Source organism: Klebsiella sp. 10982, assembly GCF_048589245.1.
Classification (GTDB): Bacteria; Pseudomonadota; Gammaproteobacteria; order Enterobacterales; family Enterobacteriaceae; genus Klebsiella; species Klebsiella quasivariicola.
This window is the reverse complement of record NZ_JBMAXV010000032.1, coordinates 40,310-65,363: the sequence shown is the minus strand read 5'-3', so window position 1 is coordinate 65,363 and position 25,054 is coordinate 40,310. Positions and strand designations below refer to the sequence as shown.

At 60.3% G+C, this 25,054-nt stretch carries 25 protein-coding genes and 1 tRNA gene; 12 read left to right on the top strand and 14 right to left on the bottom strand.

From position 1 onward, the window contains the following. Positions 1-122: 122 nt before the first annotated feature. From ACKLKD_RS20815 to ACKLKD_RS20805, 3 genes are all read right to left on the bottom strand, one after another. On the bottom strand, positions 123-845 hold the full coding sequence (locus ACKLKD_RS20815; RefSeq protein WP_025713944.1) for a MurR/RpiR family transcriptional regulator: 723 nt from the start codon (positions 843-845) through the stop codon (positions 123-125). 155 nt (positions 846-1,000) lie between these two features. Beyond that, positions 1,001-3,319 (bottom strand): alpha-xylosidase, encoded by a 2,319-nt coding sequence (gene yicI / locus ACKLKD_RS20810; RefSeq protein ID WP_080897979.1) that lies wholly within the window; start codon positions 3,317-3,319, stop codon positions 1,001-1,003. Positions 3,320-3,331: 12 nt separating this feature from the next. Beyond that, positions 3,332-4,726 carry a glycoside-pentoside-hexuronide family transporter gene (locus tag ACKLKD_RS20805; protein WP_025713946.1) on the bottom strand — a complete coding sequence of 465 codons (1,395 nt, stop codon included), beginning with the start codon at positions 4,724-4,726 and terminating at the stop codon, positions 3,332-3,334. A 292-nt stretch (positions 4,727-5,018) separates the two neighbouring features. Here ACKLKD_RS20805 and ACKLKD_RS20800 point away from each other — a divergent pair. The 4 genes from ACKLKD_RS20800 (at position 5,019) to ACKLKD_RS20785 (ending at position 7,159) form a co-directional block, all read left to right on the top strand. After that, positions 5,019-5,113 (top strand) — tRNA-Sec (locus tag ACKLKD_RS20800). Between the two features lie 166 nt (positions 5,114-5,279). After that, positions 5,280-5,747, top strand: coding sequence for a DUF3237 domain-containing protein (locus tag ACKLKD_RS20795; protein WP_025713947.1), 468 nt, complete (start codon positions 5,280-5,282; stop codon positions 5,745-5,747). A 112-nt stretch (positions 5,748-5,859) separates the two neighbouring features. Beyond that, entirely contained in the window at positions 5,860-6,867 is a 1,008-nt protein-coding gene (locus ACKLKD_RS20790) for a zinc-binding alcohol dehydrogenase family protein (RefSeq protein WP_025713948.1), read from the top strand. Position 6,868: 1 nt separating this feature from the next. Beyond that, complete coding sequence (locus tag ACKLKD_RS20785; protein ID WP_025713949.1) at positions 6,869-7,159, top strand: putative quinol monooxygenase; 291 nt, start codon at positions 6,869-6,871, stop codon at positions 7,157-7,159. Between the two features lie 49 nt (positions 7,160-7,208). On the opposite strand, the gene ACKLKD_RS20780 is transcribed toward ACKLKD_RS20785, so the two are convergent. After that, positions 7,209-7,907 (bottom strand): winged helix-turn-helix transcriptional regulator, encoded by a 699-nt coding sequence (locus ACKLKD_RS20780; RefSeq protein ID WP_025713950.1) that lies wholly within the window; start codon positions 7,905-7,907, stop codon positions 7,209-7,211. Between the two features lie 370 nt (positions 7,908-8,277). On the opposite strand from ACKLKD_RS20780, the gene ACKLKD_RS20775 reads away from it, so the two are divergent. Beyond that, positions 8,278-9,327 carry an NAD(P)-dependent alcohol dehydrogenase gene (locus tag ACKLKD_RS20775; RefSeq protein ID WP_080897980.1) on the top strand — a complete coding sequence of 350 codons (1,050 nt, stop codon included), beginning with the start codon at positions 8,278-8,280 and terminating at the stop codon, positions 9,325-9,327. Here ACKLKD_RS20775 and ACKLKD_RS20770 read toward each other — a convergent pair. Further along, the gene (locus ACKLKD_RS20770; protein WP_025714562.1) at positions 9,324-10,277 is read right to left on the bottom strand and encodes a GlxA family transcriptional regulator; all 954 of its coding nucleotides are present in this window, start codon (positions 10,275-10,277) and stop codon (positions 9,324-9,326) included. The genes ACKLKD_RS20775 and ACKLKD_RS20770 overlap by 4 nt on opposite strands. 21 nt (positions 10,278-10,298) lie before the next feature. After that, complete coding sequence (locus ACKLKD_RS20765) at positions 10,299-11,078, bottom strand: MBL fold metallo-hydrolase (protein ID WP_080897981.1); 780 nt, start codon at positions 11,076-11,078, stop codon at positions 10,299-10,301. Positions 11,079-11,245: 167 nt separating this feature from the next. On the opposite strand from ACKLKD_RS20765, the gene ACKLKD_RS20760 reads away from it, so the two are divergent. Then, positions 11,246-11,806 carry an NUDIX domain-containing protein gene (locus ACKLKD_RS20760; protein WP_016161989.1) on the top strand — a complete coding sequence of 187 codons (561 nt, stop codon included), beginning with the start codon at positions 11,246-11,248 and terminating at the stop codon, positions 11,804-11,806. Here the strand turns inward: ACKLKD_RS20760 and ACKLKD_RS20755 are convergent. The 3 genes from ACKLKD_RS20755 to ACKLKD_RS20745 all read right to left on the bottom strand — a co-directional run bounded on the left by ACKLKD_RS20755 (position 11,796) and on the right by ACKLKD_RS20745 (position 14,518). Then, positions 11,796-12,650 (bottom strand): DMT family transporter, encoded by an 855-nt coding sequence (locus tag ACKLKD_RS20755; RefSeq protein WP_002922972.1) that lies wholly within the window; start codon positions 12,648-12,650, stop codon positions 11,796-11,798. The genes ACKLKD_RS20760 and ACKLKD_RS20755 overlap by 11 nt on opposite strands. Positions 12,651-12,674: 24 nt before the next feature. Next, on the bottom strand, positions 12,675-13,484 hold the full coding sequence (nlpA, locus tag ACKLKD_RS20750) for a lipoprotein NlpA (RefSeq protein ID WP_012967033.1): 810 nt from the start codon (positions 13,482-13,484) through the stop codon (positions 12,675-12,677). A gap of 128 nt (positions 13,485-13,612) precedes the next feature. After that, positions 13,613-14,518 (bottom strand): AraC family transcriptional regulator, encoded by a 906-nt coding sequence (locus ACKLKD_RS20745; RefSeq protein ID WP_025714565.1) that lies wholly within the window; start codon positions 14,516-14,518, stop codon positions 13,613-13,615. 118 nt (positions 14,519-14,636) lie between these two features. Here ACKLKD_RS20745 and ACKLKD_RS20740 point away from each other — a divergent pair, with 118 nt between their 5' ends. Next, positions 14,637-15,173 carry a carboxymuconolactone decarboxylase family protein gene (locus ACKLKD_RS20740; RefSeq protein ID WP_025714566.1) on the top strand — a complete coding sequence of 179 codons (537 nt, stop codon included), beginning with the start codon at positions 14,637-14,639 and terminating at the stop codon, positions 15,171-15,173. 20 nt (positions 15,174-15,193) lie between these two features. Here the strand turns inward: ACKLKD_RS20740 and ACKLKD_RS20735 are convergent, their stop codons facing one another. Together ACKLKD_RS20735 and ACKLKD_RS20730 are read right to left on the bottom strand one after the other, a co-directional pair. Further along, a complete protein-coding gene (locus ACKLKD_RS20735; RefSeq protein ID WP_025714567.1) occupies positions 15,194-15,664 on the bottom strand; it encodes a DUF1348 family protein in 471 nt (156 codons plus the stop codon). Positions 15,665-15,666: 2 nt separating this feature from the next. Then, on the bottom strand, positions 15,667-16,293 hold the full coding sequence (locus ACKLKD_RS20730; protein WP_025714568.1) for a pyridoxamine 5'-phosphate oxidase family protein: 627 nt from the start codon (positions 16,291-16,293) through the stop codon (positions 15,667-15,669). 41 nt (positions 16,294-16,334) lie between these two features. Between ACKLKD_RS20730 and ACKLKD_RS20725 the strand changes: the two genes are divergently transcribed. Next, positions 16,335-17,303, top strand: a complete 969-nt coding sequence (locus ACKLKD_RS20725) for a LysR family transcriptional regulator (protein ID WP_370511768.1) — start codon at positions 16,335-16,337, stop codon at positions 17,301-17,303. Here ACKLKD_RS20725 and ACKLKD_RS20720 read toward each other — a convergent pair. Then, positions 17,300-18,793: an MDR family MFS transporter gene (locus tag ACKLKD_RS20720; protein ID WP_080897982.1), complete on the bottom strand. Its 1,494-nt coding sequence runs from the start codon at positions 18,791-18,793 to the stop codon at positions 17,300-17,302. The two genes, ACKLKD_RS20725 and ACKLKD_RS20720, sit on opposite strands and share 4 nt — an antisense overlap. Before the next feature lie 80 nt (positions 18,794-18,873). On the opposite strand from ACKLKD_RS20720, the gene ACKLKD_RS20715 reads away from it, so the two are divergent. Next, positions 18,874-19,521 (top strand): TetR/AcrR family transcriptional regulator, encoded by a 648-nt coding sequence (locus ACKLKD_RS20715; protein ID WP_080897983.1) that lies wholly within the window; start codon positions 18,874-18,876, stop codon positions 19,519-19,521. Positions 19,522-20,023: 502 nt separating this feature from the next. On the opposite strand, the gene ACKLKD_RS20710 is transcribed toward ACKLKD_RS20715, so the two are convergent. Then, positions 20,024-20,440, bottom strand: coding sequence for a GNAT family N-acetyltransferase (locus ACKLKD_RS20710; RefSeq protein WP_046620763.1), 417 nt, complete (start codon positions 20,438-20,440; stop codon positions 20,024-20,026). On the opposite strand from ACKLKD_RS20710, the gene ACKLKD_RS20705 reads away from it, so the two are divergent. Beyond that, entirely contained in the window at positions 20,415-20,531 is a 117-nt protein-coding gene (locus tag ACKLKD_RS20705) for a hypothetical protein (RefSeq protein WP_162676795.1), read from the top strand. The genes ACKLKD_RS20710 and ACKLKD_RS20705 overlap by 26 nt on opposite strands. On the opposite strand, the gene ACKLKD_RS20700 is transcribed toward ACKLKD_RS20705, so the two are convergent. Continuing rightward, the gene (locus ACKLKD_RS20700) at positions 20,491-20,613 is read right to left on the bottom strand and encodes a hypothetical protein (protein ID WP_046620780.1); all 123 of its coding nucleotides are present in this window, start codon (positions 20,611-20,613) and stop codon (positions 20,491-20,493) included. The genes ACKLKD_RS20705 and ACKLKD_RS20700 overlap by 41 nt on opposite strands. Positions 20,614-20,819: 206 nt before the next feature. Here ACKLKD_RS20700 and eefA point away from each other — a divergent pair, with 206 nt between their 5' ends. Further along, the gene (eefA, locus tag ACKLKD_RS20695) at positions 20,820-21,944 is read left to right on the top strand and encodes a multidrug efflux RND transporter periplasmic adaptor subunit EefA (protein WP_016529678.1); all 1,125 of its coding nucleotides are present in this window, start codon (positions 20,820-20,822) and stop codon (positions 21,942-21,944) included. Then, entirely contained in the window at positions 21,944-25,051 is a 3,108-nt protein-coding gene (gene eefB / locus ACKLKD_RS20690; RefSeq protein ID WP_080897985.1) for a multidrug efflux RND transporter permease subunit EefB, read from the top strand. The genes eefA and eefB overlap by 1 nt, the downstream gene beginning before the upstream one ends. Positions 25,052-25,054: the final 3 nt, after the last annotated feature.

The window sequence follows — 25,054 nt, the reverse complement described above, 5'->3', positions numbered from 1 at the left end:
CAGGCAAGGTCGGGTCAGGCGTAAGCCGCCACCCGACAAAATAGCCACATCACCCGGTAGCCCGGATAAGGCGTCAGCCGCCATCCGGGAATGCTCCCCCGCTCGCGCTGCGCTTAGCAGGGCTACATCGTGCAAGGTGCGCTTGTAAACCACATTTTTAACAACCGCTCAAAGCCCAATATGCAGTAGCCGAAAAACGGGTTGCTCCAGTAAATATCATCGTCGAACTTCTGCGGATCGTGAATAATAAACGCCGTATCCGCAGCCTGCGCCAGCGGGCTTTGATAGTCGCCGGTAAAGCAGACCAGATTAATCTCCTTCCCCTCCAGGGCCTTCACCCAGTTAAGCGCCGAGCTGCTGCGCCCGGATTTAGAAACGATCCAGATGGAGTCGAAGCAGGCGGCGTTTTTCTGTTCGAGGATTTCGTAATCGGGCCACAGCGCCAGGCTGGCATTCACGCCGGTGACGAGGAACTTGTTGTAAATATACTGGGCAATCAGCTGCGAAAAGCCGCTGCCGTGGATCAGGATACGCTGCTGTTTAAGGCTTGCCAGCAGCGGCGTCAGCGCTTCTTCCGGCTGAACGCTCATGTAGTCGATATCGTTGGTGACATCGAGCTTCGGCATGGTGATATTGAACTTGATGAAATAGACCAGCTCCAGCCAGCCGCTGAACTTCAGTTTCTTCGCCAGCCGGACCAGCGAAGAGGGGTTGCTATAGCACTGCTCTGCCACCGCGCGGACGCCCTGGCGGATACACTGCTCCGGGTCGTTCTGAATAAAGCGCAGCACGGTCATTTCCGTTTTGCTTAGCTTCACGTCACGAAAGATATTTTCTAAGTCCATGGCGGGCTCCTCTCAGCGGCAGAATACGCTAACACCGTTCGGCGACAGCGTCTGCGGCCTGAGTCACCACTATGAAATGAACGTTACTTTTTGTACAAAAATGGAATAAAAAAACCCTCTCCGCCTGGCGAAGAGGGCTGCTGCTGTTAACCTATTTACAACGTAATCGTCAGCGTATTGCCCTCGGCGCTCACCACCACGCCCATTTCGCTACCGGTCTGCGTACCGCCCTGCACGCCCGCGACCTGCGGGATATTGCGCAGACACAGCGTCCAGCCGCGGGCTTCGCCTTCACCGCTGACGGTGATAGTGTTGCCCTGGCGCTTCGCCTTCAGGGTGAAGATCGCGGAACCGTCGGCCGCCGGAACCTGACAGACCGTTTCCTTGCCATCGCCAAGCTGGAACAGCTGGAAGGCGGTGCCTTCATGCCAGGCGTAATCGGGTTTCTGGTCGTTGTTGCCCAGCGCCAGCAGGGTGTTGTCGCGAACGTAGACCGGCAGGCTCAGCGCATCGTGACGCTGCTTATGCCAGCGGCTACCCGGCAATTCATCGTTATGCCACAGGTGCGTCCAGTGCCCTTCCGGCAGATAAAACTGCACGTCGCCAGCCTCGGAGAACACCGGCGCCACCAGGACCGAATCGCCCAGCATATACTGGCGGTCGAGATAGTCGCAGGCCGGATCGTCCGGGAACTCGAGCATCATCGCGCGCAGCATCGGCGTGCCGAACTCGTTGGCCAGCGCCGCCTGGCGATAGAGATACGGCATCATGCGGCATTTCAACTGCGTGAAGTGGCGCACCACGTCACAGGACTCTTCGTCGTAGGCCCACGGCACACGATAGGATTTGCTGCCGTGCAGGCGGCTGTGGCTGGAGAGCAGGCCAAAGGCGCACCAGCGCTTATAAACGTGGGCCGGTGCGGTGTTTTCGAAACCGCCGATATCGTGACTCCAGAAGCCGAAGCCGGACATGCCGATCGACAGCCCGCCGCGCAGGCTTTCCGCCATCGATTCGTAGTTGGCGTAGCAGTCGCCGCCCCAGTGCACCGGGAACTGCTGCGCGCCCACCGAGGCGGAGCGGGCGAACAGCACCGCCTCCTGCTCGCCGACGGTCTCTTTCAGCACCTTCCACACCAGCTCGTTATAGATGAATGCGTAGTGGTTGTGCATTTTCTGCGAGTCGGAACCGTCAAACCACTGCACGTCGGTCGGGATACGCTCGCCGAAGTCGGTCTTGAAGCAGTCGACCCCCATCGCCACCAGGCCTTTTAGTTTGTCGGCGTACCACTGGCAGGCTTCCGGGTTGGTGAAGTCATAAATCGCCAGCCCCGGCTGCCACTTATCCCACTGCCACAGCGAACCGTCCGGGCGCTTCAGCAGGTAGCCCTTCTCTTTCAGCTCCTTGAACACCGGCGAACGCTGGCCGATGTACGGGTTGATCCACACGCAGACCTTCAGCCCTTTCGCCTTCAGGCGCTTGATCATCCCCTCCGGGTCCGGGAAGGTCTGCGGATCCCATTCAAAATCGCACCACTGGAAGGCCTTCATCCAGAAGCAGTCGAAGTGGAAGACGTGCAGCGGCAGATGGCGCTCGGCCATGCCGTCGATAAAGCTATTCACCGTCGCTTCGTCATAGTTGGTGGTGAACGAGGTCGTCAGCCACAGACCGAACGACCATGCCGGCGGCAGCGCCGGGCGGCCGGTGAACTGGGTATAGCGGTTAAGCACCGCTTTCGGCGTCGGGCCGTCGATCACGAAGTACTCGAGGTATTCGCCCTCAACGCTGAACTGGACTTTAGAGACTTTCTCCGAACCCACCTCGAAAGAGACGCGCTGCGGATGATTCACCAGCACGCCGTAGCCGCGGTTGGTCAGGTAGAACGGGATATTTTTGTAAGATTGCTCGGTGCTGGTGCCGCCGTCTTCGTTCCAGGTTTCTACCGTCTGGCCGTTGCGCACCAGCGCGGTAAAGCGCTCGCCGAGGCCATAGACGGTTTCGCCGACGCCGAGGTCGAGGCGCTCGAACATGTAGTTGCGCTGGGTCTTGCTATCCTGCACGTAGCCGTTGTTTTTCAGCTGGCTACCGGTGATACGCACGCCGTCGCGCAGAAAATCCAGCGCCCAGAATTCACCTTTAGTCACCCGCACGCTGAGGCTGCCGCTTTTCAGCTCGGCGAACTCGGCCGTATTTTCTATTTCGACATGGACGTCTTTCTGCACGTTCAGCGGATAGTGCGGACCGTTATCCAGCGCGCCCTGGAAGTGCTCCATGCGCACGCCGATTATCCCTTCCTGAGGCGAGAAAAAGCGCAGGGTGAACAATGGCGTATCCAGCTGCCAGGCGCGTTCGCGGACATCGCGCGGCGCGGCATAAACCACCATTTCATTCCCCTGCTGCTCAACCTCGTAAACCTGTACGGGTTGGATCAGGTTGAGCCCTGGTTGAATGAGCCAGTTTCCATCACTGATTTTCATTAAAACGTCCTCTTAGTTTTGCCATTCTTTGTCGATCGGGGCTGCGGTGAAGTCTTGTTCGTTGCGACGCGCGCCCTCGGCCAGCTCGGCCATCATTTTTTTCAGGAACGGCGTTTTTAGCGTGTAGTAGCGTTTGGCGATCACCGCGCTCAACAGGTAGCACACCGCCGGAACGAGGGTGAACAAGGCGATAATAATCGTGAGGGTGGCGCTGTTCTGGGTTTTAGCGGCGGCGTCATAGCCGCCGCCGGCCAGCATCCAGCCGATCAGCGCGCCGCCCAGCGCCAGGCCCAGCTTGAGCACAAACAGGGTGCCGGCGAAGCTGATGCCGGTCAGGCGTTTGCCGTTACACCATTCGCCGTAATCGACGGTGTCGGACATCATCACCCACTGGATTGGCGTCACCAGCTGGTGCAGTACGCCAATGACGAAGATAAAGACAAACATGGTGATTTCGGCGTCCATCGGTACGAAGAACATCGCCACGCTGAGCACCGCCAGGAGGGCGTTGGTCCACCAGAAGACGCTGACTTTGCATTTCCAGTCGGTCAGCGGTTTCGCCAGTGCAGAGCCAATCAGGTTGCCCACGCAGTAGGTGGTGAGGAAGACGGTGAACAGCGCCGCCGAGCCCATGATCCAGGTGGTGTAGTACATCATCGCACCGCCGCGAACGCAGACCGCGAGAATATTGAGGATGGTGAGCACGCCGACCACCCGCCACTGGTCATTGCGCCAGATATCGCGCAGATCTTCGCGCATCGAGGTACTGCTCGGCGGCGCTTCGACACGCTCTTTGGTGGTAAAGAAGCAGAAAGCCAGCATCAGGAAGGCAATCACCGACAGCACCGCGATACCCCCCTGGAAGCCGAGCGCTTTGTCTTCGCCGCCGATAAAGTTGACCAGCGGCATCATCAGCACGGTGGAGAGCATGCCGCCCGCCGTCGCCAGCACGAAGCGCCAGGACTGCAGCGAGATGCGCTGCGTCGGGTTATCGGTGATCACGCCGCCGAGCGCGCAGTAGGGGATATTCACCACGGTGTAGAGCAGGGTCAGCAGCGTGTAGGTCACGGCGGCGTAGATCAGCTTGCCGTTGTGGCTTAAATCCGGCGAGCTGTAGGCCAGCACGCAGACGAGGCCGAACGGGATAGCGCCGAAGAGGATCCACGGACGGAACTTACCCCAGCGGCTGCGGGTACGGTCGGCAAGCAGGCCCATGCACGGGTCGGAAATCGCGTCCAGCGCGCGCGCCAGCAGGAACATGGTGCCAACAAAGCCGGCAGGGATACCGAAAATATCTGTGTAGAAAAACATCATGTACAACATGACGTTATCAAAAATAATGTGGCTGGCGGCATCACCCATGCCATAACCAATTTTCTCTTTGACGGACAAAATATGATCTTTCATATGCGCACTATTCCCTTAGCGGCACCGAGGGTTGGTACCGGTTACGATTTTTGTAACCCTTTGTCGCGGTAAGATGAATTGCGATATCTCGTTATCAGATTACGTTTCTTGTTTTCTGTGATCGTGGTAGGGAATCAGGGAGTGAAAAAGTGTAACTCACGGATTTTGTGAGGATTTGTCCAGGACTGTTCTGTAAAGTCCAGTTTTCACAGTAAAAAAGTGCATTCAGGTATGTGGTAAACGGCTGAAAGTAGCTATAATGCGCCCCGCCTCCATGTAGCAATCGAGGCGCGGAAGATCGTCATCTCCGGTGAGGTGGCTGGACTTCAAATCCAGTTGGGGCCGCCAGCGGTCCCGGGCAGGTTCAACTCCTGTGATCTTCCGCCAGTTTGCCTCTGCTCCCCCAAAGCCACGCCATACCAACTTGAGCCCCCCAAACTCATCATCCCAGCCAATCATTTTCATCCAAACCCTGCGTTATTTTGTCTCTTGCAAACCCGTTACACTGGCGCGGTGGCCGCGTGCCGTTGCTAATCGAAACAGGAGAGCCATGATGACCCCCGAACTCAGACACTGTTTTTCCATTACCATCCAGGTTGATAAACCGATAATTGTCTCCCGTAGCCCGCAGACCGGTAAGCGCCAGCTGATCCCGATTGTCGGCGGCAGCGTCTCGGGTCAACTTCGCGGCCACGTGCTGCCCGGCGGCGTCGATAGCCAGATTATCGAGCCCGACGGCACCTGCCGCCTGTCCGCCCGTTATGCCCTGCAAGTGGAAGACGGGACGGTCTATGTGGAAAACAACGGTATCCGCCGGGTACCGGCCCAGTACCATGACCAGCTTTTCGCCGACGATATGCGCTTTTTTAACGATATTGCGCCAGAAGCCATCTATTTTCGCACCGTGCCCACCTTCGAGGTGGATACATCGGCGCTCAGCTGGCTAACCACCTCGCTGTTTATCTGCGCCGGTGGCCGGACCCAGGAGGGGGTGATGCTCGATTTCTATCAGGTGGGCTGATTTTCACTTTCTGCATATAACTGTTATTGCCGTTAGCCCATTTTTCCCCTCCCGGCAGCGGTCTACTATCGCGTCATCTTTTCATTCACCCGAACCACAGACCGGAGCAGTTATGAAAGCTATCGCCATTACTCAAGCCGCCGCTGACGGCAACAACATCCCGTTTTTAACGGAGATCGACCTGCCGGTCCCCACCGCCCAGGGGCATGACCTGCTGGTCGCCGTGAAAGCCATCTCAGTCAACCCGGTGGACACCAAAGTGCGCGCGGGATTCCAGGGCGACACGCCGCGGGTCCTGGGCTGGGATGCCGTTGGCGTGGTGCAGTCCGTCGGTGAGGAGGTCACGCTGTTCGCTCCGGGCGATGAGGTCTGGTACGCCGGAGCGCTGGGCCGGTCGGGCAGCAACAGCGAATATCAGCTGGTGGACGAGCGCCTGGTGGCGCATAAACCACGCTCCCTCGATAACGCCTCCGCCGCCGCGCTGCCGTTGACGGCTATCACCGCCTGGGAGTTGCTGTTTCACCGTCTCGGCGTTGAGGAAGGCGGCAATGCCGGCGACACGCTGCTGATCGTCGGCGCGGCGGGGGGTGTGGGGTCGATCCTGACGCAACTGGCCAGTAAACTGACCGGCATGACGGTGATTGGCACCGCCTCGCGTCCGGAAAGCCAGCAATGGGTCCGGGAGGCGGGCGCGCACCATGTGATCGATCACAGCAAGCCGCTCGCCGACGAGCTGGCGCGCATTGGCATCACGTCGGTGACCCATGTCGCCAGCCTGACCAACACCGGGCAGCACTTCAAAGCGCTAATTGAAGCTCTCGCCCCGCAGGGCAAGCTGGCGCTAATTGACGATCCGGAAACCCTGGACGTGGTGCCGCTGAAAGCGAAAAGCCTGTCCCTGCACTGGGAATTTATGTTCACCCGTTCAATGTTTGAGACGGATGATATGATCGCCCAGCATCAGTTGCTCACCCGCGTGGCGGCGCTGATCGACAGCCACACGATCAAAACCACCCTCGGCGAACACTACGGCGCCATCACCGCCGCCAATCTGCAGAAAGCGCATCGCCAGCTGGAAACCGGGCGCGCCGTCGGCAAGATCGTGCTGGAGGGGTTTTAAGATGATATCGCTTATCGCCGTGCTCAAAGCAAAACCGGGCCAGACGGATGCCCTGCGCCAGGCCCTGCAGGCGCTGCTCCTGCCGACAAGACAGGAGCCGGGCAATCTCGACTACGCCCTGTTTCAGCTGCGCGACGCGCCGGACACCTTCTATATGCGCGAGGCGTGGCAAGGGCAGGATGCCCTCGATGCCCATATCGCGATGCCCTATTTTCAGGCGTTTATTACGCAGATGGAGTCCCTGCTGGCTGAGCCGCTGCGGCTGGACTACCTGACGGCGATTGAGCCTTAGCCAGCCGGCTGACGAGGGGTGGAAAATCACGCCCCTCCGTCTCACGGGCTTAAAAGTGGGCGGGAAGTGGGTGGGCGATGCTCCTCAGTACGCCGCGATGGATCGTAATATAGTCGCCTTTGCGCAGCTCCGACAGAATCGACATAATGCGGCTACGCGACAAGTTGGTACGGCGCTGAATAAAGCTCAGGACGTTGATTTGGCGACGATATGCCTCCGGGTAGTCCGCCAGCTCTGTTAGCAGGGTTCGCACCATCAGATAAGAATCCACCCCCATCATCTCCTGCGAACGCATGCTCAACACCATCAGCCGCTGCGCCAGAACATGGGCCATATCCTGCCACAGGTTCTTCTCATTGAGGATCTCGACCGCGGCCTGATGCCCTATCCAGTGTCCGCGCAAATCTGTCTCAGCAAACAGAGAGCAGTGGTGTTTTTCCGGAATACCGTTAAAGACGCCGTAACCATCGATTAATCCCAATAGCGAAGGGGAAAATATCGTTGATATCACCATGTTGTTTTCCGCATGGCATAGCGAGGCAATTCCCTCTTCGAGCAGAATTAATCCGGATTCAGCCTGGGTCGGCGGAAAACGATAATAGGTCGATCGCGGCAGCGCAAAGGGTGAGCTGGCGGGCCGGAACGCAGATACCAAGGACTCCACCGCGAATAGCGGCTTTGTCTGTCTTCCGTAATAAAATGACGGTAACGCCTGGTCGGTAGAGAGGCTGGCTGCAGGTATCGACATGGTTTTATGCCATCGGTCAGGTTGAAAAAGTGATTCGTTGTGAATCATAGTATCAACAGGTGAAATAACGAATAAAAGACAAGACGTTACGGGGATAAAAAGAGTGTAAGCATCATTATCTGTAATAACTATTTATCTCTATTCTACAGGAATAAATAATACTATTTGCCGTAATTACCTATAAGGCTTAGCGACGATAAAGATAAGGCCAACTTATTATTTACTTCGCTGGCTCACGCCGCGCCTGAGGGTTTCTCAACCGTTTTCTCCCTCGCATCTCGCCCACTCCAGGCTACGCTTATCGATGCCACTCACCAGCCGCGTCCATCTTCCGTTCCACGCAAACAATTCATCAAGTAGAGGTTTCGCTATGCAGATCAACGCTATTGGTACCTACTCCGCCAGCCAGCCGCTGGAATCAATGGCCATCACCCGCTGCGACCCGGGGCCGCAGGATGTACAGATCGCCATTGAATATTGCGGCGTCTGCCACTCCGATCTCCACCAGGCGCGCTCGGAATGGGCCGGGACGCTGTATCCCTGCGTACCGGGCCATGAGATTGTGGGCCGGGTGACCGCGGTTGGCGATGCCGTCTCGCGCTACGCCGTCGGCGATCTGGTGGGCGTCGGCTGCATGGTCGATAGCTGTCAACAGTGTGAAGAGTGCGCCGAGGGGCTGGAGAACTACTGCGACCACATGGTGCTGACCTATAACGGCCCGACCCAGGACGCACCGGGCCACACGCTGGGCGGCTATTCCCAGCAGATTGTGGTTAATGAACGCTACGTGCTGCGGATAACCCATCCCGAAGCGCAGCTGGCCGCCGTCGCGCCGCTGCTGTGCGCCGGGATCACGACATACTCGCCGCTGCGCCACTGGCACGTCGGGCCGGGTAAAAAAGTCGGCGTGGTCGGCATCGGCGGCCTCGGGCATATGGGGATCAAGTTGGCCCACGCCATGGGGGCCCACGTGGTGGCCTTTACCACCTCCGAATCCAAGCGTAATGCGGCCAGAGCGCTGGGCGCCGATGACGTGGTGGTGTCGCGCAACGACGACGAAATGGCGGCCCACGTCAAAAGCTTCGATTTTATCCTCAACACCGTGGCGGCGCCGCACAATCTCGATGCCTTCACCACGCTGCTGAAACGCGATGGCACCATGACCCTCGTAGGCGCTCCGGCCACGCCGCATCCGTCGCCGGAAGTGTTCAATCTGATCTTCCGCCGCCGGTCGATTGCCGGCTCGATGATCGGCGGTATTCCGGAAACTCAGGAGATGCTCGACTTCTGCGCCGAACACGGCATCGTCGCCGATATCGAGCTGATCCGCGGCGATGAGATCAACGAAGCCTGGGAAAGAATGGTCAAGGGTGACGTGAAATACCGCTTCGTGATCGACAGTGCGACCCTCGCCGGCTAAGCGCCGCGACGAAAGGTGCGCCGCCACTCCGTCGGGCTGACGCCAAAGCGCGCCTTAAACTGCTGGCGCCAGGTGACCGCTGAAAGATAGCCCACCGCCTCCGCCACCTGCTCGACCGGCAGATCGCCCGCCTCAAGCAGAGTCTGGCTGCGGCGCAGACGTTCGGCGGTCAGCCAGTCGGTAATGCTCATCCCGGTCGCCCGGGCGAAGTGGCGGGTCAGGGTACGGCGGCTCATCGCCACCACCCGGGCCAGCGAATCGAGACTGTGCGGCTCGGCAATATGCTGCTGGAGATAATCCAGCAGGCAGTTAATCCGCGCATCGCGGGTGTTTTTCGGCACCGGCTGGGCGATAAACTGCGCCTGGCCGCCTTCGCGGTGCGGCGAAACAATCATCCGCCGGGCGATCTGGTTGGCCGCGAGGCTGCCGAAACGCTGGCGGATGAGGTACAGGCAACAGTCCAGCGCCGCCGCGGTGCCCGCCGAGGTGATCACCCGCTGGTCATCGACATACAGGGCATTGATATCCAGCTGCACCTGCGGAAACAGGCGCTGGAAATCCTGCTCGAACTCCCAGTGGGTCGCCGCTCGCCTGCCGTCCAGCAGCCCGGCGTAGCCGAGGACAAACGCGCCGAGACACAGGCCGACAATCTCCGCGCCGTTATCCCGCGCCCGCACCAGGCTATCAAGCAGCGCCTGCGGCGGACGCCGATCGACCTCGCCCCAGTAAGGCACCACCACGATATCCGCCTGTTCCAGCGCGGCGAAATCGCCGGTGGCGTACAGCGCAAAACCATCGCGGGCGCGCAGCAGCCCCGGCCGCTCGGCGCAAATGTGCAGATGAAAGCGTTTGATTTCAGAGACCGAATCGCCAAACAGCATGCAGGGGACGGCGTAGTGAAACGGGCTAAAGCCCTCTACAGCGACAATCGCCACGTCGGTGAGTTTCATCGTCCTTTCCCCTTGCGCATGTTAATAAACCACGGTTTCCCCATCCTGCGGGATACTCACCACATCGGCAATCTGATTATCCAGCGCATACTGGCGCATCTCTTCCCGGCTCACCAGACAGTGGTTGACCGCCTCGAGGTGGATAGCCATGATTTTCGCTTCCGGCAGGGCGAAGTGCACGTTAAGAAGATCTTCCTTGCCCATGATTATCGGGCCAAAGCCGATGACGTGGGCGTAGCCGGCGTTGAGGACCACCACGTCCGGGCGCAGCTTCAGCAGGTCGGCTTCAATTTCATCACGCCAGATGGTATCCCCCATCAGCCACAGCGTCTTCTCCTGCGGATGGCGAAACACCACGCCGCAGGCTTCTCCCAGGCGCTCAGCCATCGCCGGCACCGCGTAGGTACGGTCGCTGCCGTGTTGGCCGGAGGTGGTTTTCTGCAGGCGCACGCCGGCAAATTCGCTGTCTGCCGACAGCAGGCGCAGATCCTGAAATCCCTGGCTGCGCAGCAGCGCGGCGTCGGCCTCATGCTGGACGAACACCGGCAGGGTTTTCGGGATCGCGGCGATCGCCGCCGCGTCACAGTGATCGTCATGGGTATGGGTGACGATCACCGCATCAACGTCGATAATTTTATCGCGGGAAAACGGCAGCTCAACCAGCGGATTGTGCAGCTCGCTGCGCGCAGTGCCAGGAAAACCTGGCCAGGCGCCCTTGTCAGCCAGCATCGGGTCGATGAGAAATCTTTTCCCGGCGTAGTCAATCCTCTGGGTCGCATTACGGATGTGGGTGATGTTCATGTTGGTGTTCCTCAGTGGGGTCATCTGACGAACATCGTACTGAGTACTAGCCTGGCTCAACAGGGGCATTTGGACAATGATCGATGAAATCGGGCCAACCTGCGGCAGTTGCCATCCGCCTCCGGCTATGTTGTTCTTAAGGCTCAATTTTTGACAGGAGTGGCAGGATGAAAAAGAAACTGACCGCCGCCGATATGCACGACCCGCAGGTCATCGCCGAGACGCCGTGGTTCAGCATGCGTAAGGTGGGGATTGATGTCGCCTCCGGCGAGCGCCGCGACTTTTATTCCATTCATTACCCGCGCCCGGCGGTGGGGATTGTGGCTATCCAGGATGAGAAAGTACTGCTGATTCGCCACTACCGCTATCTGATCGATCAGGTGGTGTGGGCCATTCCCTCTGGCGGCGTCGATGAAGGGGAAGATCCGGCGGTCGCCGCGCTGCGCGAGCTGCGGGAAGAGACCGGCTGGCAGGCGCAACGCGTCGAGGAGATCATTCGCTTCAACCCCTCCTACGGCAGCAGCGATCAGCTGTTTATCACCTGGCTGGCCACCGGTTTACGCTGGGTAGGGATGGATGCAGATCAGGATGAGGTGATGGAGACCGGCTGGTTTACCTTCGACGAGATAAACCAGCTGATCGCCCGCGGCGAGATGCCGGACGGGCTGTCGCTGGTGCCGCTGCTGCAGCTGATGGCGCAGCGGCGAAGCGGCCCGCTTACGGCTTAAGCATCCGCCAGCGGAACCACAGCTGGGCCACCAGGATCAGCACGCCGCCGATAATCTTCTGTAGCGGCAGCTGTTCGCCGTACCACAGCGCGGCGGCAATGACCGTCAGCAGCGGTTCGAGCACCATGATGATCGCGGCGCTGGCCACCGCCGCGTACTTCTGCCCCTTCATCTGCAGACCGAAGCGCAGGCTGGTGGCGATGACAATGCTGGCCACCAGCCAGCCGAGAGTCGGCAGGGTCATCGGCTGGTCCCAGCGTTCAACGGCAGCGGAGATGGTCAACCCGACGATACCGGTGATCGCCAGCTGCACGGTGGTCAGGGGGATCAGCGGTACTTCACGCGCGCAGCGGCTGGTGTAACAGAACCAGATCGACTGCACCAGCGCCGTCAGCAAAAACCAGCCCTGGCTGGGGTGGAAGGCTATCGGCATATGCAGACTGAGCAGCCCCAGGCCTACCACCGCGATCGGCAGGCACTCCCACCAGGCGCGAGGCGGGCGCACCTTCATCATCACCCACGCGGTTAGCGGGACGAACATCATCGACAGGCTCATGATAAACGCCCCTTCGCCGAGCGACGCCGTCGTGGAGACCGAATAGATCCACAGGCAGAGGTTGAGGGCAAACCAGAGTCCGCTGATGATGAGTTTTGGCCAGTGCTGCTTTTGCGGGCGAAAACCGCGGCAGAACGGCAGCAGAAGCAGCGCGGCGAAGAAAAAGCGCAGCCCAAGGAACGCGAATACCGGCATGCCGGCGATCGCCTCGCGGGAAAAAATCCAGCCGCAGGCGGCAATCACCGTCGCGGCAATCAGCAGCAGGTCAGCCTGCCGTTGGCGTACCATACGCGCCTCTCCCTGTGTGTAGGCTTACCAGCCCGGCACCGCGCCGCCGTTGAAGATAGTCTCCGCCGCCTTCGCCACCTCCGGCGACTGGTACGACTGCATAAACTCCTTCACGTTTTCCGCGTCTTTATTGTCTTCCCGGGTCACGATGATGTTCACGTAGGGCGAGTTTTTATCTTCGATAAAGATGCCGTCACGAACCGGCGACAGCCCGGTTTGCTGCAGGTAGGTGGTGCTGATGATAGCCACATCGACTTTGGGATCGTCGAGTACGCGCGGCAGTTGCGCCCCTTCCAGCTCCATGATCTTCAGGTTATGCGGGTTGTCGGTGATATCCACCGCCGTCGGCAGCAGGCCGGTCCCGGCTTTTAAGGTAATCAACTTCTCTTTTTGCAGCAGCAGCAGCGCCCGCCCGAGATTGGTCGGGTCGTTGGGGATGGCGATCGTCGCGCCGTCTTTCAGTTCGGCGACTGACTTGATCTTGCGCGAATAGCCGGCCATCGGGAAGACGAAGGTATTGCCGACCGCCACCAGATGATAGTTATGCGCTTTGTTGTCCTGCTCGAGGAAAGGCCGATGCTGGAAGACGTTGGCGTCCAGATCGCCGGCGTTGGTCGATTCGTTAGGCAGCAGCGAGCCGCTGAATCCCACCAGTTCGACGTCCAGACCGTACTTCTCTTTGGCCACCTTCTTCGCCACTTCCGCCACATCCTGCTCGGCGCCGTTAATCACACCGACCTTAATGTGCTTCGCTTCATTACCCTTTTGGTCGCAGCCGACCAGCGCCAGACCCGCCAGCATCACTGCGGCGGCGGCCCGTAAACGTAATCTCATCCTCTTCACCCTGTCTGTCCTGACTGTCATTGTTTTTTTCCGTGCAAAACTATAGCGACTTTCGGGTCGGGTAATAAACAGCAAACCACGCAACTGGAAATAAAATCATCTTCGCGGAATGCGACGCGCTAGCCCCGGCGCCACTCGCCCGGCGTCACGCCATAGCGCATTTTGAAACGCTTCGAGAATGACGCCAGCGACTGAAAGCCGCAGCGTTCGGCAATGACCTCGAGGTTGGTCTGCCGCTCCAGGCGCAGCAGCCGGGCGGCCAGCGCCATTCGCAGCTGCGACAGCCACGCCTGCGGCGTCAGGTGATAAACGCGGGCAAAATGACGGGCAAAGGTGGCCCGCGACAGAAAGGCACGGGCGGCCATGGTTTCCAGCGTCCACGGCTGCTCCGGGGTCGCCATCACCGCCAGCACCGCCGGCATCAGACGTTCATCGCTCATCAGGCGCAGCAGACCGCCGGGCGGCTGTTGCTCGCCAAGCAGCATGCGCAGCAGGAGCACCAGCAGCGTATCGCCGAGGCTACGCACAATAGCGCTTCCGCCGGGACGCTGCGCCAGGCTCTCGCGCACCAGGACGTTAAGCAGCGCCTCCAGCTCCGGACAGTCTTCACGCGTATCGGTATGCAGGTGGATCAACGTCGATTCTTCAGTGAACAGCCAGCTGACGTGCGGGCCAAAATAAAATTCGCCGCACAGCATCTCCAGCGCCCCCTCCGCCGGGCCGGCGCGCATTTCCGTTACCGTACCGTTAAACCGGTGCGCCACCGGCAGCACCTGGCCCCACTCCACCAGGCTCTCCATCACATGCGGCGAACCGTGGGGCAGGAGGACGACATCCCCCGCGCGCAGGTGATGGGTCTGGCTGCCGACGTTGAGCCGCCCCTCGCCGCGCAGCACCACGTGCCATGGCACCACGCCGTTGCGCATTTGATCGTGCCCGGCCTGCCAGCGGCCGCCGAAACGGCAGTGCAGGTTCACTTCGCAGCGCGGCGCCAGCAGCGTCAGCAGATGACTGAGACTATCCATGCTTCTCCTGAGACGATAAGACAAAAAGGTGAGACGAAGACCGCCAGTCTAGCATGCGGCAAGCGCCTAAGATGACTCCATTGCCAACACACACCCTCGATAACAACAGGAGTTAACCATGAACCGTTTAGCTGATATCCGTGAACAAGACGCCACCGGTAAAGCCGCCGATATTTTCGCCGGGATCAAAAAAGCGATGGGCAAAGTGCCGAACGCCTACCTGACCATCGGCGGTCACTCGCCGGCGGCGCTGCAGCAGGCGCTGGCGCACAATGCCATGCTGCACAAAGGCAGCCTCAGCGCCCAACAGCTGGAAGCGATTAACCTGTCGGTCAGCGAAGCCACCGGCTGTGACTACTGTCTGGCCGCGCATACCTTGATGGCGAAAAAAGCCGGCTTCAGCAGCGAGCAGATCCATGCCCTGCGCCGTGGGGAGTATGCGGAAGAGGCGCAGCTTGATGCGCTGGTGAAATTCGCGCAGACGCTGGTGACCACCACCGGGACGCTGCCGGAAGCCGACGTCGCCGCGCTGCGCAACGCCGGTTTTAGCGACCAGCAGGTGATTGAGATTATCAGCGCCATCAGCGCGATCCTGTTCACCAACATGGTGAACCGGGTTAACGACACGGTGGTTGACTTCCCGAAAGCCGATTAACCCGCGAGGCGACGCCGGTTTTACAGCCCCAGATCGCTGAGCCCCGGATGATCGTCCGGGCGGCGCCCCTGGGGCCAGTGGAACAGGCGCTCGCTCTCGGCAATCGGCAGATCGTTGATGCAGGCGTAGCGCGTCTGCATCAGTCCGTGCTTATCAAACTCCCAGTTCTCATTGCCATACGAGCGAAACCAGTTGCCGCTGTCGTCGCACCACTCGTAGGCGAAGCGCACGGCAATGCGATTCTCCTGCCATGCCCACAACTCCTTAATCAGCCGGTATTGCTGCTCCTTGCGCCATTTTCGCTGCAGGAACTCAACAATTTGCCCCCGACCGTGGACAAATTCGCTGCGGTTGCGCCATTCGCTATCCACGGTATAGGCCAGGGCGACTTTTTCGGCATCGCGGCTGTTCCAGCCATCTTCTGCGGCGCGGACCTTCTGGATAGCGCTCTCGCGGGTAAACGGCGGTAACGGGGGACGTTGTTCGGTCATGCTTACTCTCCTCTGCGGGCTAATTGCTGCTGCAGGCGCTGATTCTCCTGCTCCAGGTCATGAATACGCTGCTGCAGGTTCTGGCTATATGCCGCCACCTGCTGCGCGCTGTAGCGCGGTGTAATGTGCTGCGGGCAGTTCCAGTCAAACGCCTGCAGATGAAAAAGAAACAGACGTTCGATGCGGGCGCGATAGTTTGCCGGCGCCACCTGCGCCAGCAGATCCGGGTGGTCCTCTGTCGCCAGCACCTCGACGGTGGCGTAGATTTTCAGCCTGGCACGGCGCGGATAATCCATCAAAAACAGGCAGGCCCGGTCGCTGCCGCGCAGATTGCCGGTGGTGATGTACTGCCGGTTGCCGCCGAAATCCGCCATCGCCAGGGTGGTGTCATCCAGCAGATGCAGAAACCCCTCCGGGCCGCCGCGATGCTGAATATAGGGCCAGCCGCTCTGCGACACCGTCGCCAGATAAAAGCTGTCGCGGGTGGCGATCATCCCCGCTTCGCTGTCGCCGAAGCGGTCGGCCTGGCGGCGACTGTGCGGCGTTTGCCACAGCGAGTCGCTGCCCATTTCATGCTGCACATCCATCACGTCCGGGGTGACGGCGATATCGAGAAAGGTTGCTGCCATAGCGCCTCCTGTTGTCTGGCGCCATCATGGACTGTACTGTTATGAATGATAATACGGGTAAAGTGGCAATCATCTTTCCGAAAAACGGGAGAATAATGGATCGATTAAACGCGATGGCGCTGCTGGTGAAAGTGACCGAGCTGGGGAGTATGTCGGCGGCGGCGCGGGCGCTGAACATGCCGTTGACCACCGTCAGCCGCCATATTGGCGAGCTGGAGAGCGCGCTGGGCGTGCGCCTGCTGGCGCGAACCACCCGCAAACTGACGCTCACCGACGCCGGAGTCGATTATGTCGCCGCCGCCCGGCGGATCCTCGAGGAGGTGGAAAACGCCGAACGCCAGGCGACGGGCGAATATCAGGAACCAAAAGGCGAGCTGGTGATCTCCGCGCCGACGATGTTTGGCCGCCAGCACGTTCTCCCGGTGATCGGTGAATTTATCGCCCGTTATCCACAAATTCGCGTCCGTTTGCTGCTCAGCGATCGCAATGCCGACCTGGTGGGCGACCATGTCGATCTGGCGGTGCGGATTGGCGACCTGGCGGACAGCAGCATGGTGGCCACCCGCCTCGGCACCATGCGGATTGTGGCCTGCGCCCATCCGGCGCTGCTGGCGAAATACGGCGAGCCGCAGCGGCCGCGCGATCTGGCGGCGCTGCCGATCATCCGTATTGAATCGCCGATGCCCTATCGCGGCTGGCGCTTTCGCACCGCCGAGCGGGAGGACCAGCTGATTAACCTGCCGCCGGTATTATCCGTCACCACGCCGGAGAGCGCCGCCGATGCCGCGCGGCTGGGGGTGGGCGTGGCCCGCTTACTGCATTATCAGGCGCTGGATGGCCTGCGCCACGGGGAGCTACGCCTGCTGCTTGAGCGCGTCGAGCCGGAACCCGCGCCGGTCCATTTGCTGTATACCGCACGGGAGCTGACGCCGCTTAAGCTGAGGAAATTTATCGATTTTGCCGCGCCGGCGCTGCGTCAGGCGCTGCTGCGCATCGCTGGCGCCGCTTAATGCGCCGCGGTCTTCAGCGGCGCCTCCTTTAACAGCCAGGAGAGAACAAACGCCACCGCCATAATGCCGGCCGCCATCAGGAACGCCGCGTGGATCGCCGCGCCGAAGGCGTCGAGGTAGTCGAGACGGATATCCGCGGGCAGGTGCTGAACCGCCACCGGATTCATTCCCTGCGGCAGCACCGCCCCTTCCGGCAGCAGTTTTTGCAGGTTGCTCTGCAGCACATGCGTGAACACCGCGCCAAACAGCGCCACCCCGATGGAGCCGCCAATCGAGCGGAACAGGGTCACGCCGGAGGTGGCCACGCCGTACAGCTTCGCCGGCATCGCATTCTGCACCGCCAGCACCAGTACCTGCATCACCAGTCCCAGACCTGCCCCCAGCACGCCGGTAAACAGATACAGCTGCCACAGCGGCGAGTGAATGGTGATGCGGGTCAGCAGTACCATACCCACCACGCCGAGCAAGGTACCAAGGATCGGAAACAGGCGATATTTACCAGTGCGGCTGATAATCCGCCCGCTGATAATCGAGGTCAGCAGCAGGCCGCCCATCAGGGGGATCAGCTGCAGCCCGGCCTCGGTTGGCGTCGCCTCCTTCACCACCTGCAGGTAGAGCGGCAGAAAGGTGACCGACCCGAACAGCGACATACCGATGACGAAGCCAATCAGGCTACACAGCAGAAAGCTGCGGTTACGGAACAGGTCCAACGGGATAATCGGTTCAAACGCCAGCCGTTCTTCATAAATGAAGCCGGCGATACCGATCAGGCCGAAGGCCAGAATGCACCATAGCTGCGGATCGCTCCATGGACGAACGGTCCCCCCCTCCGAGGTAAACAGAATAATGCACAGCAGCGCCATGCTGAGGTAGATGGCTCCCAGCCAGTCAATCTGATGCTGGCTGCGTTTATTGCTGCTGTGGAATACCGCGCCGATCACCAACAGCGCGAACAGGCCGAGCGGCAGGTTGATATAGAAGATCCAGCGCCAGGAGGCGTGCTGCACCAGAAAACCGCCGATCAGCGGGCCGATCACCGTCGCCAGGCCGAAAACGCCGCCGAACAGCCCCTGATAGCGGCCGCGGTTGGCGGGCGGGATGACGTCGGCGACCGCCGCCATGCTGATCACCATCAGGCCGCCGCCGCCGAGCCCCTGCAGGCCGCGCATCAGCACCAGTTGGGTCATATTCTGCGCCAGCCCGCAGAGCGCGGAGCCGACGAGAAACAGCCCAATCGCCACCTGCAGCACGGTTTTGCGGCCGAACAGATCGCCAAATTTACCGTACAGCGGCACCGCGATGGTGGAGCTGAGGATATAGGCGGTGACCACCCAGGAAAGCTTGTCCAGCCCGCCCAGTTCGCCGACAATCGTCGGCAGCGCGGTGGAGACAATGGTCTGATCCAGCGCTGAAAGCAGCATCACCAGCAGCAATGCGCTGAACAGGAGGCGTATCGACTGCACCGGTGGGTTTGCGACTTGAGTAGTCATTACAACGCTCGCTTGAAATTAATTAAATGCATAATTAATATTTAGTGAAAGAATGAGTCGGGTCAAGAGATCGCCATATCATGACAGCACAAAAGGATCAGGATGCTCCCCGCCGCCCGGGTCGGCCGCGCGGTAAAAAACCGGGTACCGCCAACCGCGAACAGTTGATGGACATCGCCCTGACGCTGTTTGCCCGCGACGGGGCGGGCCGCGTATCGTTGAACGCCATCGCCAAAGAGGCCGGGGTGACGCCGGCGATGCTGCATTACTATTTTAGCTCCCGGGAAGCGCTGGTGACCCAGCTGATTGAGGAGCGCTTTATGCCGCTGCGCAATCACATCAGCCGCATTTTTGTCGATCATCCGCAGGACCCGGTGTTGGCGCTGACGATGATGGTCGAGACGCTGGGGCATATGGCGGAGAAAAACGCCTGGTTCGCGCCGCTGTGGATGCAGGAGATCATCGGCGAGATGCCGATTCTGCGCCAGCATATGGATGCCCGCTTCGGCGAGGAGCGTTTTCAGGTGATGCTGGAGACGGTGCGTCGCTGGCAGCAGGAGGGGAAAATTAACCCGGCGCTGGCGCCGGAACTGCTGTTTACCACGGTGATTAGCCTGGTGCTGGTGCCATTTTCACGCATTCACAGCGATCCGCGTTTACAGGCGGTCAACCGCCAGACCATCATCAGCCACGCGCTGGCGTTAATGGGCCACGGCATCGGGGGTTAAGGCGTGGTTTTGACGCTTTTGTAGCCCGGATAAGGCGCCACGCGCCGCCATCCGGGATTTTCCCTGCTCGCGCTACGCTTAGCAGGGCTACCACTCCCGTGTTATGTCCGGGCAGATTGCGCTCCCGATATTTCTTCTGCGCTATGTCTCTTATGGCGCAGGGAGCGCACAGGGGGCGGCCAGTCGCCGCCGCCCCCTGTACCCCCGGGCTCCGGCCAGCAAAATCGCCGCTACGCGGTCCCTTCGACTTATCCCTGCAGGCTTCGGGTCGGGCCGAGGCAGCGTCCATGCAAAACACGGCCCTCAGCCCGCATCCATGCGGGCTGCCCCGGCCTTCCGGGAACGTCTCAGCGATTTTGAGGCCGCAACACCGGCAGTTTCAGTCGCGCAAGTGGGTATATCAACAACAGGCCGCTCGGAACGTAGGCCGGATAAGGCATTTATGCCGCCATCCGGCACAACCACAGGTACGGTACCTGACCGCCCGGGGATACCAGGACCGTTATAGCGCCTTCGACAAATAGTGGCGCTGCATCCCTGCGTGGGGGAAGTCGGGCAGCGACATCTGCAGCTGATAGCCTAACTTCTGATAAAACGGCAGCGCCTGGAAGCTAAAGGTATCCACCAGCAGATGGCTGCAGCCTAGCGCCTGCGCCTGCTGTTCCGCCTCCTGCATCAGCTCGCTCCCCAGCCCGCGCCCGCGCGTCGTCTCGCTGACCCACAGATACTCAATGCACAGCCAGTTGCCCTTGCGTTTGGCAATCAGCCCGCCCTGCATCACCCCCTGCGCATCGCGGGAGTAAACCCCCAGATCGCCAAACTGTGCCGCATCGAGATACTGCTGATTATAGTGCCGCAGACCGGCAAGCAATTCTTGTTGATCGTCGGGATTAATGCTTTTTGTAATGATTAGTGTCATTAACTATCTCCAGTATTGCGATGCCGAATCGTTATTTTCCCTCTCCACTTTCACAAAATATTCTTATTTTCTCCATGATTATTTGCCTTAATTTTTTGTGTTCTAAAAGTAAGCAAAAAAACCTTTCCATTATCGCGGCGGATCGTATAATGGAGAAAAATGAGAATGATCATTCTCACCACAAAACCAGAGGAGATGCGCTTTTCACCTCCTGAAGACCGAAGAGGTTGGCTTCAACGGAGACACAATAACAATCACGTTCAGGAACATCTGTGTTCCTTTTTTGTCATTTTCGGTAATCCGAAAATGCCTCAGCGCCCAACCTATTCCCTCGTTTTTAAATAAACGGGGCGGACGTCTTATATCTTGAGAAAATATAATGAAATACATCATAGCTCCCATCGCGACAGCATTATTTCTCCTTAGCGGATGCGATAATGCGCAGACATCTGCTCCGCAGCAACCCACGCCGGAAGTGGGCGTGGTCACCCTGCAAAGCCAGCCGGTGCCGGTAGTTAGCCAGCTCACCGGCCGCACCACCGCCTCGCTCAGCGCCGAAGTTCGCCCGCAGGTGGGCGGCATCATTCAGAAACGCCTGTTTACCGAAGGCGATATGGTGAAGGCCGGGCAGGCCCTTTACCAGATCGATCCCTCCAGCTATCGCGCGACCTGGAACGAAGCGGCGGCCGCGCTGAAACAGGCCCAGGCGCTGGTGGTCTCCGATTGCCAGAAGGCCCAGCGCTACGCGTCGCTGGTCAGGGATAACGGCGTTTCCCGCCAGGATGCCGACGACGCCGCCTCCACCTGCGCCCAGGACAAGGCCAGCGTGGAATCGAAAAAAGCGGCGCTGGAGAGCGCGCGCATCAACCTGAACTGGACCACCGTCACCGCGCCGATTGCCGGGCGCATCGGCATCTCGTCGGTTACGCCGGGGGCGCTGGTCTCCGCCGATCAGGATACCGCGCTGGCGACGATCCGCGGGCTAGACACCATGTATGTCGATCTGACGCGATCCAGCGTCGATCTCCTGCGTTTACGCAAACAAAGCCTGGCCAGCAACAGCGATACCCTCAGCGTGACCTTAACCCTGGAAGATGGCAGCACCTATCAGGAAAAAGGGCGTCTGGCGCTCACCGAAGTCGCCGTCGATGAATCCACCGGCTCGGTGACCCTGCGCGCTATCTTCCCCAACCCGCAGCACGTCCTGCTGCCGGGGATGTTTGTCCGCGCGCGCATCGATGAAGGCATTATGAACGACGCGATCCTCGCCCCGCAGCAGGGGATCACCCGCGATGCCAAAGGCGACGCCACGGCGCTGGTGGTCGATGCCGCCAACAAAGTTGAACAGCGTACCGTGGAAACCGGCGACACCTACGGCGATAAATGGCTGGTGCTGAGCGGCCTGAAAGCGGGCGATAAACTGATTGTCGAAGGCACCGGTAAAGTGGCCCCCGGACAGACAGTGAAGGCCGTTGCCGTCAACAATAACGGAGGCAACGCCTGATGTTCTCCCGTTTCTTCGTGCGTCGCCCGGTCTTTGCCTGGGTGATCGCCATTCTGATTATGCTCGCCGGGGTACTGGCGATCCGCACCCTGCCGGTAGGCCAGTATCCGGACGTCGCTCCGCCGGCGGTGAAAATCTCCGCCACCTATACCGGGGCGTCCGCCGAAACCCTGGAAAACAGCGTCACCCAGGTGATCGAGCAGCAGCTCACCGGGCTCGACCACCTGCTCTACTTCAGCTCCACCAGCAGCTCCGATGGCTCGGTCAGCATCACCGTCACCTTTGAGCAGGGGACCGACCCGGACACCGCCCAGGTGCAGGTGCAAAACAAAGTCCAGCAGGCGGAATCGCGACTGCCGAGCGAAGTCCAGCAGTCCGGCGTGACGGTGGAAAAATCGCAGAGCAGCTTCCTGCTGATCCTCGCGGTGTATGACAAAACCAACCGCGCTACCAGCTCCGACATCTCCGACTGGCTGGTCAGCAATATGCAGGACCCGCTGGCGCGCGTGGAGGGCGTCGGCAGCCTGCAGGTGTTCGGCGCCGAATACGCGATGCGCGTCTGGATGGACCCGACCAAACTCGCCTCCTACTCGCTGATGCCTTCCGACGTCCAGTCGGCGATTGAGGCGCAGAATGTGCAGGTTTCCGCCGGTAAAATCGGCGCGCTACCGTCGTCCAATGCCCAGCAATTAACCGCCACCGTGCGGGCGCAATCCCGTCTGCAAACGCCCGATCAGTTCAAAGCGATCATCGTGAAAAGCCAGGCCGACGGCTCGGTAGTGCGCCTGAGCGATGTCGCGCGGGTGGAGATGGGCAGCGAAGATTACACCGCCACCGCCAATCTGAACGGCCATCCGGCCGCCGGGATCGCGGTGATGATGGCCCCCGGCGCCAACGCGCTGGACACCGCGACCCTGGTGAAAAGCAAAATCGCCGAATTCCAGCGTCAGATGCCGCAGGGCTACGATATCGCCTATCCGAAGGACAGCACCGAGTTCATCAAAATCTCGGTCGAGGACGTGATTCAGACTCTGTTCGAAGCGATTATCCTCGTGGTCTGCGTGATGTATCTGTTCCTGCAGAACTTCCGCGCGACGCTTATTCCGGCGGTGGCAGTGCCGGTGGTGTTACTTGGCACCTTCGGCGTGCTGGCGCTGTTCGGCTACTCGATTAACACCCTGACGCTGTTCGCCATGGTACTGGCGATTGGCCTGCTGGTGGATGACGCCATCGTGGTGGTGGAAAACGTCGAGCGCATTATGCGCGACGAAGGGCTCCCCGCTCGCGAAGCCACCGAAAAATCGATGGGCGAAATCTCCGGCGCGCTGGTGGCGATCGCCCTGGTGCTGTCGGCGGTGTTCCTGCCGATGGCCTTCTTCGGCGGTTCGACCGGGGTGATCTATCGCCAGTTCTCGGTAACCATTATCTCGGCAATGATGCTGTCGGTGGTGGTGGCGCTAACCCTCACCCCGGCGCTGTGCGGCGCGCTGCTCAGCCACTCCAAACCGCACACCAAAGGGTTCTTCGGCGCCTTTAACCGCCTGTCGGGACGCACGGAGGCGAGTTACCAGCGCCGGGTGCTCGGCGGCCTGCGCCGGGGCGTGGTGATGATGGGCGCTTACGCGCTGATTTGCGGGGCGATGGCGCTGGCGATGTGGAAGCTGCCGGGCAGCTTCCTGCCGGTGGAGGACCAGGGGGAAATCATGGTCCAGTACACCCTGCCCGCCGGGGCGACGGCGGTGCGTACCGCCGAGGTGCGCCGCCAGGTGACCGACTGGTTCCTCACCAAAGAGAAAGCCAATACCGACGTCATTTTCACCGTCGACGGCTTCAGCTTTAGCGGCAGCGGCCAGAACGCCGGGATGGCCTTCGTGTCGCTGAAAAACTGGTCGCAGCGCAAAGGGGACGACAATACCGCCCAGGCCATCGCCCTGCGGGCCACCAAAGAGCTGGGGACGATCCGCGACGCCACCCTCTTCGCCATGACCCCGCCGTCGGTGGACGGTCTCGGGCAGAGCAACGGCTTCACCTTCGAACTGATGGCCAGCGGCGGTACTGACCGCGACAGCCTGATGAAGCTGCGCAGCCAGCTGCTGGCGGCGGCCAACCAGAGCAGCGAGCTGCAGTCGGTGCGTGCTAACGATCTGCCGCAGATGCCGCAGCTGCAGGTGGATATCGATAACAACAAAGCCGTCTCGCTGGGGCTGTCGCTGAGCGATGTGACCGATACGCTCTCCAGCGCCTGGGGCGGTACCTACGTGAATGACTTTATCGATCGCGGCCGGGTGAAGAAGGTCTATATCCAGGGCGAGAGCGACGCGCGCGCGGTGCCGTCGGACCTCGGCAAATGGTTCGTTCGCGGCAGCGATAACAGCATGACGCCGTTCTCCGCCTTCGCCACCACCCACTGGCAATACGGCCCGGAAAGCCTGGTGCGCTACAACGGCTCCGCCGCCTTTGAGATCCAGGGCGAAAACGCCGCCGGCTTCAGCTCCGGCGCGGCAATGGACAAGATGGAAAAGCTGGCCGACAGCCTGCCGGCGGGCTCCACCTGGGCGTGGAGCGGCATTTCGCTGCAGGAAAAGCTCGCCAGCGGCCAGGCGATGAGCCTGTACGCCATCTCGATTCTGGTGGTGTTCCTGTGCCTGGCGGCGCTGTATGAGAGCTGGTCGGTGCCGTTCTCGGTGATCATGGTTATCCCGCTCGGCCTGCTCGGCGCGGCGCTGGCGGCGACGCTGCGCGGTTTAAGCAACGACGTCTACTTCCAGGTGGCGCTGCTGACCACCATCGGCCTGTCGTCGAAAAACGCCATCCTGATCGTGGAGTTCGCTGAATCCGCCGTGGATGAGGGGTATTCGCTCTCCCGGGCGGCGATCCGCGCCGCGCAGACCCGTCTGCGTCCGATTGTCATGACCTCGCTGGCGTTTATCGCCGGGGTGCTGCCGCTGGCTATCGCCACCGGCGCCGGGGCCAACAGCCGCGTGGCGATCGGCACCGGCATCATCGGCGGCACCCTGACGGCCACCCTGCTGGCGGTGTTCTTCGTACCGCTGTTCTTCGTGCTGGTGAAGCGTCTCTTCACCCGCCAACGTCCTTCTCAGGAGTAAGGT

Bases quoted from the DNA above. Each gene is read 5' to 3' on its own strand.
- ACKLKD_RS20745 (WP_025714565.1), bottom strand. From the start codon at position 14,518: ATGGATAGTCTCAGTCATCTGCTGACGCTGCTGGCGCCGCGCTGCGAA.
- ACKLKD_RS20715 (WP_080897983.1), top strand. From the start codon at position 18,874: ATGACAGCACAAAAGGATCAGGATGCTCCCCGCCGCCCGGGTCGGCCG.
- ACKLKD_RS20730 (WP_025714568.1), bottom strand. From the start codon at position 16,293: ATGGCAGCAACCTTTCTCGATATCGCCGTCACCCCGGACGTGATGGAT.
- nlpA (WP_012967033.1), bottom strand. From the start codon at position 13,484: ATGAGATTACGTTTACGGGCCGCCGCCGCAGTGATGCTGGCGGGTCTG.
- ACKLKD_RS20710 (WP_046620763.1), bottom strand. From the start codon at position 20,440: ATGACACTAATCATTACAAAAAGCATTAATCCCGACGATCAACAAGAA.
- ACKLKD_RS20740 (WP_025714566.1), top strand. From the start codon at position 14,637: ATGAACCGTTTAGCTGATATCCGTGAACAAGACGCCACCGGTAAAGCC.
- ACKLKD_RS20775 (WP_080897980.1), top strand. From the start codon at position 8,278: ATGCAGATCAACGCTATTGGTACCTACTCCGCCAGCCAGCCGCTGGAA.
- ACKLKD_RS20725 (WP_370511768.1), top strand. From the start codon at position 16,335: ATGAATGATAATACGGGTAAAGTGGCAATCATCTTTCCGAAAAACGGG.
- ACKLKD_RS20700 (WP_046620780.1), bottom strand. From the start codon at position 20,613: ATGATCATTCTCATTTTTCTCCATTATACGATCCGCCGCGATAATGGA.
- ACKLKD_RS20785 (WP_025713949.1), top strand. From the start codon at position 6,869: ATGATATCGCTTATCGCCGTGCTCAAAGCAAAACCGGGCCAGACGGAT.
- eefB (WP_080897985.1), top strand. From the start codon at position 21,944: ATGTTCTCCCGTTTCTTCGTGCGTCGCCCGGTCTTTGCCTGGGTGATC.
- ACKLKD_RS20815 (WP_025713944.1), bottom strand. From the start codon at position 845: ATGGACTTAGAAAATATCTTTCGTGACGTGAAGCTAAGCAAAACGGAA.
- ACKLKD_RS20755 (WP_002922972.1), bottom strand. From the start codon at position 12,650: ATGGTACGCCAACGGCAGGCTGACCTGCTGCTGATTGCCGCGACGGTG.
- ACKLKD_RS20760 (WP_016161989.1), top strand. From the start codon at position 11,246: ATGAAAAAGAAACTGACCGCCGCCGATATGCACGACCCGCAGGTCATC.
- ACKLKD_RS20705 (WP_162676795.1), top strand. From the start codon at position 20,415: ATGCTTTTTGTAATGATTAGTGTCATTAACTATCTCCAGTATTGCGAT.
- ACKLKD_RS20780 (WP_025713950.1), bottom strand. From the start codon at position 7,907: ATGTCGATACCTGCAGCCAGCCTCTCTACCGACCAGGCGTTACCGTCA.
- ACKLKD_RS20720 (WP_080897982.1), bottom strand. From the start codon at position 18,793: ATGACTACTCAAGTCGCAAACCCACCGGTGCAGTCGATACGCCTCCTG.
- ACKLKD_RS20735 (WP_025714567.1), bottom strand. From the start codon at position 15,664: ATGACCGAACAACGTCCCCCGTTACCGCCGTTTACCCGCGAGAGCGCT.
- ACKLKD_RS20770 (WP_025714562.1), bottom strand. From the start codon at position 10,277: ATGAAACTCACCGACGTGGCGATTGTCGCTGTAGAGGGCTTTAGCCCG.
- ACKLKD_RS20790 (WP_025713948.1), top strand. From the start codon at position 5,860: ATGAAAGCTATCGCCATTACTCAAGCCGCCGCTGACGGCAACAACATC.
- ACKLKD_RS20795 (WP_025713947.1), top strand. From the start codon at position 5,280: ATGACCCCCGAACTCAGACACTGTTTTTCCATTACCATCCAGGTTGAT.
- yicI (WP_080897979.1), bottom strand. From the start codon at position 3,319: ATGAAAATCAGTGATGGAAACTGGCTCATTCAACCAGGGCTCAACCTG.
- ACKLKD_RS20765 (WP_080897981.1), bottom strand. From the start codon at position 11,078: ATGAACATCACCCACATCCGTAATGCGACCCAGAGGATTGACTACGCC.
- ACKLKD_RS20805 (WP_025713946.1), bottom strand. From the start codon at position 4,726: ATGAAAGATCATATTTTGTCCGTCAAAGAGAAAATTGGTTATGGCATG.
- eefA (WP_016529678.1), top strand. From the start codon at position 20,820: ATGAAATACATCATAGCTCCCATCGCGACAGCATTATTTCTCCTTAGC.